At 64.3% G+C, this 8,209-nt stretch carries 10 protein-coding genes; 7 read left to right on the forward strand and 3 right to left on the reverse strand.

Going from position 1 to position 8,209, the window contains the following annotated elements:
- A partial coding sequence (locus E3D03_RS19480) for a recombinase family protein (RefSeq protein ID WP_263568334.1) occupies nt 1-435 on the reverse strand: 435 nt, incomplete at its 3' end.
- On the reverse strand, nt 432-887 hold the full coding sequence (locus E3D03_RS19485) for a DUF2924 domain-containing protein (RefSeq protein ID WP_263568335.1): 456 nt from the start codon (nt 885-887) through the stop codon (nt 432-434). The genes E3D03_RS19485 and E3D03_RS19480, both read right to left, overlap by 4 nt.
- A 316-nt stretch (nt 888-1,203) precedes the next feature.
- Here E3D03_RS19485 and E3D03_RS19490 point away from each other — a divergent pair, with 316 nt between their 5' ends.
- Entirely contained in the window at nt 1,204-2,466 is a 1,263-nt protein-coding gene (locus E3D03_RS19490) for a hypothetical protein (RefSeq protein WP_263568336.1), read from the forward strand.
- A complete protein-coding gene (locus E3D03_RS19495; protein ID WP_263568337.1) occupies nt 2,426-3,376 on the forward strand; it encodes a hypothetical protein in 951 nt (316 codons plus the stop codon). Before E3D03_RS19490 ends, E3D03_RS19495 begins: the two co-directional genes overlap by 41 nt.
- 168 nt (nt 3,377-3,544) lie before the next feature.
- Here the strand turns inward: E3D03_RS19495 and E3D03_RS19500 are convergent, their stop codons facing one another.
- Nucleotides 3,545-4,759, reverse strand: a complete 1,215-nt coding sequence (locus tag E3D03_RS19500) for a hypothetical protein (protein WP_263568338.1) — start codon at nt 4,757-4,759, stop codon at nt 3,545-3,547.
- Between the two features lie 253 nt (nt 4,760-5,012).
- Between E3D03_RS19500 and E3D03_RS19505 the strand changes: the two genes are divergently transcribed.
- Genes E3D03_RS19505 through E3D03_RS19525 form a run of 5 tightly spaced genes read left to right on the forward strand, consistent with a single transcriptional unit; the run spans nt 5,013 to nt 8,069 of the window.
- The gene (locus tag E3D03_RS19505) at nt 5,013-5,606 is read left to right on the forward strand and encodes a sigma factor (protein ID WP_263568339.1); all 594 of its coding nucleotides are present in this window, start codon (nt 5,013-5,015) and stop codon (nt 5,604-5,606) included.
- A 22-nt stretch (nt 5,607-5,628) separates the two neighbouring features.
- A complete protein-coding gene (locus E3D03_RS19510; protein ID WP_263568340.1) occupies nt 5,629-6,018 on the forward strand; it encodes a hypothetical protein in 390 nt (129 codons plus the stop codon).
- Entirely contained in the window at nt 6,018-6,551 is a 534-nt protein-coding gene (locus E3D03_RS19515) for a hypothetical protein (RefSeq protein WP_263568341.1), read from the forward strand. Before E3D03_RS19510 ends, E3D03_RS19515 begins: the two co-directional genes overlap by 1 nt.
- Nucleotides 6,548-7,420 (forward strand): ATP-binding protein, encoded by an 873-nt coding sequence (locus tag E3D03_RS19520; protein ID WP_263568342.1) that lies wholly within the window; start codon nt 6,548-6,550, stop codon nt 7,418-7,420. The genes E3D03_RS19515 and E3D03_RS19520 overlap by 4 nt, the downstream gene beginning before the upstream one ends.
- A gap of 19 nt (nt 7,421-7,439) precedes the next feature.
- Entirely contained in the window at nt 7,440-8,069 is a 630-nt protein-coding gene (locus E3D03_RS19525) for a hypothetical protein (protein ID WP_263568343.1), read from the forward strand.
- Nucleotides 8,070-8,209: the final 140 nt, after the last annotated feature.

Genomic DNA, 8,209 nt, shown 5'->3' on the forward strand with positions numbered 1-8,209 from the left:
GGCGAAGGACAGCAGGATGTTCAGCGTCAGCCGACCCATCGACGTGGTGGTGTTGAACGACTGCGTGACCGAGACAAAGGTCACGCCGTTCCGGTCGAATACCTCTACCAGCTTGGCGAAGTCGGCCAGCGAGCGGCTGAGGCGATCGATTTTGTAGACCACCACCACATCGACCAGCCCGTCGTCGATGTCGGCCATCAGGCGCTTCAGGCCGGGGCGCTCCAGCGTCCCGCCGGAGATGCCGCCGTCGTCATACTGATCGCGCACCAGCACCCAGCCCTCGGACCGCTGGCTGGCGATGTACGCCTCGCAGGCTTCGCGCTGGGCGTGAAGGCTGTTGAACTCCTGCTCCAACCCTTCTTCGGAGGACTTCCGGGTGTAGACGGCGCACCGCAGCTTGAGGACGACCTTCGATTTGTCGAGCGACTTTGTCACGTCCGCCCCCTGTGGTTCTTGAGGCCGAAGAACACCCAGCCGTTCCAGCGGGTGCCGGTGATGGCGCGCGCGATGGCGGACAGCGACTTGTAGGGCCGCCCCTGCCACTCGAAGCCGTCGGCGGTGACCGTCACGACGTACTCGATGCCCTGCCATTCGCGCAGCAGCCGTGTGCCGGTGATGGGGCAGTCGCGGTCGAGGCGCAGTCCGCGCTTTTTCTTGTCGCCGCCGTCCAGTTCTTCGCCCAACCTTTCGAGACGCCGGATCGTCTCGGGCTTCAACCCGCCATAGGCGAGTTCCTGGATGCGGTAGGCCAGGCGGGATTCGAGGTAGCGTCGGTTGAACGGCGGCGGTTCGCTGTCGAACAACTCGCGCCACTGCTGCTTCAGGTCGGGCGTCGGCGTGGTCTTCAGCGCCGCCAGTCGCGCGGGGATGGGATCGTGAGTCGTCATGCGGTCTCCGTTGGGTTCGGGGTTGCATGACGGCATTGGTCGGCCGGATAGTGTAGGCGAATTTCTCCAGTATCGTCAGCAGGTTCGCCGCGCTGCCGCTGCATCAAGCGCACCAGCCCAAGGGCGAGCAACCCGCACAGTTCGGCACGGCGCTCTGCGGCGGTCATCTGGTCGGGCGGGAGCGGATTGGGGCGTTTCATGCGGGCCTCGGAGTGGTCGTCTCCTCTGGCCTCTACTCGTCGATGTCGGAAAGCGTCCTAGCCGATCCCGCGCAGGTTGAAGAATCGCCAGAAAGAACGTAGCAAGAACACTGGTTTTGCAGGAAAGGGGATTCGTCGTGGCGGGCAATTTGAAGAAGTTCGTGAACCCCCGGTTCATCAAGACCATCGATCTCGCCCTTATGAAGCCGCTGCTGGCGCGGCACGAGGGCAAGTACAAGGGCTTCTCCGTCGACCTGCTGGACCAGGAGGAGGATGCCGCCCGCGAGGCGCTGGAGAAACTGCTGACCGGCGCCGAGGACAGCTATCCCGAGGGGCTGCGCGGCGATCTGCACCGCATCGCGGAACTGGGCGATGCCCGCGGCCTCGAAATCATTCAGGCGCAGGCCGCCCGTCAGGGCGTCGATCTGTTCCCCGACATGAAGACCGGCGACGAGGACGCGCCGAACAAGGCGCATGATCCCAAGCACATCGCCGTCCGGGTCTTTCTGGAGCATCCTGACCTCTTCGACGCGGCCGCCGACCATATGGCGATGCTCACTGCCGACCGCCTGCATGAATATGCCGGACGGGAACGGGGCGTCGCGATCGACCTGACAGAGGAAAAGGTTGAGGCGTTCCGGACGGCCGTCGCCGCGATCTTCCGTGACGCCTTTCTTGGGGATTTCTGCCGGGTGGGCGACTACGACGACGATGACGAGATCAACCTCGTGGTCAGCCACGGCTCCATGGTCTCGACCATGCCGGTCGTCGAAGGCCAGGTCGAACGGGTCATCAGCGTGCGCCAGATTTCTCACGCCGTGCTGCGATACTCCGAGAACACCGGCATGTTGCGGCTGGCCCGCATCCGGAAGGCGCATCAGCCCGAGATCGCGGAACTCTTCGCCTCGATCATCCTTGACAGACCTCGCTTCTTCGACGGCGACGATGCGCAGGACCTCTATACCCTGCGCCCGGTCGAACTGGCCGGACCAAGCTTCGCCTTCGATGCCGCCTACGATCCGCTGATCGACAAGGTGTTGATCATCGAGGCCGCCGCCGACCTGATGGCGCCCGGAAACAAGGGGTATCCCCGCGTGGTGCGCACGCTGCGGTCGCGGGATCTCGGCGGTGATGCGCTCCAGCATTTCGGCAGCACGCCGGTCTCGTTCGCTGGTGCCTGGCGGCTGGGCGAGCTCGTGTTCCGAATCCTGTTCAAGGGCGACGGCAAGCGCCAGCCACAGGTCACGGTCAAGCTGCGCCCCCCGGGCGTCGTGCAGTTCCGCCGCACTCAGCATGAGGCGCGGGTGATGAAGCTGATCGAACGGAACGGACTGATGAATGACCGAGACGATTTTGAGGTTGTTGACGCGGCTGAGTGAGGCTGGCGACGACGCAATCCTGCCCGGCGAGCTTGCCGCGCCGTTCTTCGGTCCGGTCTTCGACCGGCTGCTCGCGAAACGTGTCCTCGTCGAACAGGCGCCTCTCTCCGATTGGGAGGTCTGCGATGCCTGCGAATGCGGACTCCCCTGTCGGCCGATCCGGAAAGCGGGCGATGGATATCGTGCTGAGTGCCCGCTCGACCGCCGACATGACGTCGATCTCACCGAGGACGATCTGCGCGAGTTCCGCATGGGGGCTGCGGCATTGGCATCCGTAATCGGCGCGGCGGCAGGGTTCAGCGCGGCCCCGAAACTGGCGGCGGATAAGGTCTGGCGGCTCGGCGACACGCCATCGGGTCGGGCGGTGTTTCTTGCGCTGGAGCCCGCAGCCCTGACCGGCGACGGCATCATCGCATCGTTGCGCCAGGCCGCGCAGGGTTCGGACATCACGATCCTCGCACAGGCGTTGCCAGCTGAGACTGCCCGGCGACATCAGGATGCGGGTTTTCATTTGATCGAAATCCTCGAGGTGCTGAAGCCTGCCTCGAACTTCCTTGGCGCTGCAATCGATGACGCCGCTCTGGTGCCGGTCCCGCTGGCGCCCGCGCTTCGCGTGCGAAGGGCAACGGCCGAAGTTCAATGGGATGGTCGCTCCGTCATCCTGTCGCGTCAGATTTTCCCCGTGTTCGAGCGTCTGCTGGAAAAGGCGCTGTCGCGCGATCAGGTTGCCTCCGGATCCCATGTCGAAGGCACGACTGCGCGCGAGGCCAAGGACTTGATCCGCGAGTTGCGTGACGCTTTCAAGGCCGCTGGGTTTACCGATGCCGAGAGCAAGGCACTGATTGCGACGGTGCGAAACCGTGGATACCGGCTCGGCGTCTCAGCAACGGCGATTATGGTTGAAGAGTGAGCTGCCGCACCACGATCAGGGTTCTATCGGTGGTTGAAATTGGCAGATAAAGAATCCCGATCTTCGGCCGCAGAACATTTAAGCTCTGGAAGCATATCGAACTGTATTGAAGGAGCGCCCGATTGATGGGATGCGCAAAGCTCTCATCAATTGCGTGGAGAAGGTGGGTCAAATAATTCCATCGCGCCTCCATGATAAAGTGCGGGCCACTTCCTTATCACTCTTTCCAGCACGGCGGAGGCCATCAGCGATTTCGTCATCGGTTAATGGTTCGACCTGGTCTCGGGCACTCATGTCGAACACAGCAAGACCCGGATCATCTGTCGGTCTAAGATAGTTCATCTCAGGGATGTCGTCCGCGCCTACGTCATCCTCCTCAAATACGAAAGCCTCCAAGGCACCGTGCATTTGAAAAAGAAAATGCGCAGCAGCAGTCTCAAGGCCAAAAAGACTACCGCCTTGCTGGCGCACTGGCCGCTGCAGGTCGAACCCAATCTCATGGACGTCCGTCACGCCTAGCAGGGCAAGTGGGCCTAGCAGGGGCGAGCGCACCCCGCCTTTCAGCATATCAACCGACGCCTTTTCGATCATTGATGCGTCAAAACGGTAGATAACGCCTCCACCCTCGCGTGCTCTTTTTCCACTCTCCCAGTCGCTACTGGCAAACGTTGCCGCGATGTCGACGTTGCGCGTCACGTCGACCATCACCGAGTTAAATTCATAGTGCTGCGCCAGAGATATGAGCTTAGCGATCTCTTTTGAAACGTTAGTTCCCGGAGCCGCCATCTTTTCGCCGAGGCCGATGTTGACCCGGTCGGACACAAGCAATCGGATGGTGTCCAAACCGATCATTTCGGTCGCCTGAACGAAGACTTCTATCAGCTTCTCGTTACCGCTTCTAAGAATTGCCCGCAGCGGCGCAGCGAATGCATCCAGCGGCGGACCCAGAGGTGGCGACTCGTGCCAGGTCGCTGGACTTGACCGGACAAACGATCGGTAAACGCTTGGAACCAGTGACTCCATCTGGAACTCGACGGCATCGAATCCGAGGCCCGCTTCAATAAGACTAGGAATTACTCCGCGATAGAGCGCCTGATAGCGGCGACGCTGTCCACGATACCAATGCTTGTTTGTATGCTCGCGCTCAAGGTGCTGCCTGAGTTCGGACAGCGATTTGAAGCGCTGCGGTCTAGGTTGGAGGTCAACCCTGTGCGCACCGGTTTCTCCGCACCCGGCCATTTGAAGCTGGAATGCGAGGTACCCGCCGATCTTCGGGCCAGGGTTATGCCAGAATACTGTATCGACAAGAGGCAGACCCTGATCCTGAACTTGTCGTCCTAAGGAAGCCCGCACCGCCGTTAGGCGTTCTCTGTTTTCGTTCATCGAACAAACCCCGCCTTTGGCCGCTTCCTCATTGCCCCGCCAGTAAAGCAAGCATGGTGCGCGTGGACCAGATAGTTTTTTAGCTGACTTTGGGCTGACAACTGGTGGGGCTGGAGACAAGCCTCTGCCTCGCCCCGCCAGTTACCTACTGATCCCACCAAACCCCCACCTTATTCCCACCCCGTTCCCACCTGCGCGGCGACCCGATCCGGCACCTTGGGCTCATCAGAAACGATGACTGAGGCGCGCAGCGATGCAGATCGAACTTTCCCCCGACGACATTGAAACCATCGTCCACGAGGCCGGCGCGGCGGCACAGCGGCTCCGGCGCAAGCTGTGCCTGCCGGTCTGCGAACGCGAGGATCTAGGCCAAGACCTCCTGGTCGATCTGCTGCGCCGCTTGCCCGCCTACGATCCCTCGCGTGGCACCATCGGCGCCTTCGCCAACATCGTCCTGCGCAACCAGTCCTCGCGGATCGCGATGCGCCATCACCGCCAGCGCCGTGCACAGGGCGGATCGCTGCTTTCGCTGGAGGTGCCGCTGGCCGGAGCCCGCGAGCCGGTCGGCGACACGCTGACCGAGGACGACGGGCTTGCCGCCTGGCACGGCCAGACCTGCTGCGCCGCCGCTGTCACCGAACTTCACCACGCCCTGCAGGCTGCGCTCGCGCGGCTCCCGGACGAGGATCGCCGCTTCTGTGCGGCGCTGGCGCATCGCCCCGTCACCGCGCTCGCGGCCGAGGGGTTCGGCAGCCGGTCCGCGCTCTACCGCCGCCTCGCCGATCTCCGCCACGTCCTCACCGTCCACGGTCTCGGTCCCGCCTGGGACGATCTCGCGGCGGCCTGAGTAGAGGCGAAAGGAGGAGATCATGTTCATGGGCACCACCCCCTTCATCACGGTCCGCGCCCGCCGACCGCTCACCGAGATCGAGTTCTGCGCCTGGGTGGCGCAGGCTATGCCGGGCGACCGGCTCGAATACCATCGCGGCTTTCTGACGCTCGATCGTTGTCAGGGATTGTCCCGCTTCACGACCGAAGAACGCACAAGGCTGACCTGGCTAGGCGCCCGCGCGTTCTGGGCCGCCGAACAGGGCCTCGTGCACCTGGTGCAAGAGCGCTTGGGTCCCGACCAGTTCGCCTACATCGCCGTCGCCCGCCCCAAGCCGAAGGCCGCAGCCGTGTCGCTGTCCGCGCTCCTGCTCGCCGAGCAAGGGCAGCCCGACCATGCCACCGGTTCAAGTGGTCGGGCTGCCGCGTGATGACCGCCTTCCAATCCCTCTTTGCCGATCATGGAGACCCTTACATGCCGTTCCCCGCGAACACCCCCACCGTCGACGACCTACCGGGCCTCGGCTTGCAGGACATCGCCCAGCTGCCCGTCGAGTTGCTGGCCATCCTGCAACGCGATGTCGACGAGCGCATCAAGCGCGACAAGGCCGCGAAAGCCCGCCTCGATGGCGCACTGACGGTTCGCTACGCCACCCGCGCCACCGAGGAGCGGCAGGCCGCAGGCAAGGACACCGGCACGATCCGCTTCGACGACGGCGATTTCACCGTGGTCGCCGATCTGCCGAAGCGGGTGGATTGGGACCAGGATCGCCTCGCCGCCATGGTCGAGCGCATCCGCGCCGCCGGGGACGATCCCGCGCAGTATGTCGACATCGCGTTCAAGGTGCCCGAGCGCAAATACGCCGCCTGGCCCGATGCCATCCGTGCCGGTTTCGAGCCCGCGCGCACCGTCCGGCCCGGCACGCTGAAGATCGAGATCGTCCCGCAGGGGGACGATCAATGAGCCTCCCGATCATCAGCGCCGACCAGCGGCTGGCCGAGCCGCGGGGCATCAAGGGCTGCATCTTCGGCAAGTCCGGCATCGGGAAGACCTCGCTCCTCTGGACGCTGAACGCATCGACCACCCTGTTCATGGACCTAGAGGCGGGCGATCTCGCCATCGAGGGCTGGGCGGGCGACAGCATCCGGCCGCGAACCTGGACGGAATGCCGGGATTTCGCGGTATTCATCGGCGGACCCAACCCGGCGCTGAGGGACGAGCAGCCCTACAGCCCGGCGCATTACAAGGCGGTCTGCGACCGCTTCGGCGATCCGGCCGCACTCGACCGCTACGACACGATCTTCGTGGACTCGATCACAGTGGCGGGTCGGCTGTGCTTCGGCTGGTGCAAGGGCCAGCCCGAGGCGCTGTCGGAGAAGACCGGCAAGCCGGATGTGCGCGGGGCCTACGGGTTGCACGGCCGCGAGATGATTGGCAGGCTCACCCATCTCCAGCACACGCGGGCGAAGAACGTCTGGTTCGTCGGGATCCTCGACGAGAAGCTCGACGACTTCAATCGCAAGGTCTTCCAGCCGCAGATCGACGGCTCGAAGACCGGGTTGGAGCTGCCGGGGATCGTCGACGAGGTGATCACCATGGCGGAGCTGAAGGCCGATGGCGATCCGTATCGCGCCTTCGTTTGCCAGACGATCAACCCATGGGGCTTTCCGGCCAAGGACCGCTCCGGCCGTCTGGATCAGGTCGAGGAGCCTCACCTCGGCCGCCTGATGACGAAGATCCGCGCGCCCGTCGCACCAGCGCCCAAGCGCCTGACCTACACCCCGCCACCCGCCGATCCGGCGGCTGACGCCCAATCCCAACCGCAATCCTGATCAGAAAAGGAGGTTCCCCATGGGTTCCTGGAACGATTTCAACGACGCGCAGAGCAACACCAACCTGATACCCAAGGGTACGCTGGCCAAGGTGCGCCTGACCATCCGCCCGGGCGGATTCGACGACGCCTCGCAAGGCTGGACCGGCGGCTATGCCACCCGTGGCTCGACCGGCGCGGTTTACCTGAACGGCGAGTTCACGGTGACCGAGGGCCAGTACGCCCGGCGCAAGATCTTCACCCTGATCGGGCTCTACAGCCCGAAGGGGCCGGACTGGGCGAACATGGGCCGCAGCCTCGTGCGCGGCATGCTGAACTCGGCGCGCGGGATTTCCGACAAGGACATGTCGGCCGAGGCGCAGGCGGCGCGGCGCATCAACGGCTTTGCCGATCTCGACGGGATCGAGTTCATCGCCCGCATCGACATCGGCACCGATGCCAGCGGCGACGACAAGAACGAGATCCGCAGCGCGGTCACGCCGGATCATCGCGATTACGCGCAGGTCATGGGGACTGCGGCGCTGCAGTTCGGGAGACAGGGTGCAGTCGGGCAAGCCCCGCAGCAGACCACCCCTGCGGCACCCGCACATCAGCCCGGCCAGCCCGCGTCTGCCCCCGGGTTCGCCGGTCGGCCGAGCTGGGCGCAGTAAGGGGAGACCGGCCCATGCGCCTGCGCCCCCGCCAGAAGACCTTCGTCGAGCGCAGCGTGGCTGCGCTCGCTTCCCGCGGCAACACGCTGGGCGTGGCGCCCACCGGCGCGGGCAAGACCATCATGCTCTCGGCGGTCACC

It is taken from the genome of Paracoccus sp. DMF, assembly GCF_004407025.1.
GTDB lineage: Bacteria > Pseudomonadota > Alphaproteobacteria > Rhodobacterales > Rhodobacteraceae > Paracoccus > Paracoccus aminovorans_B.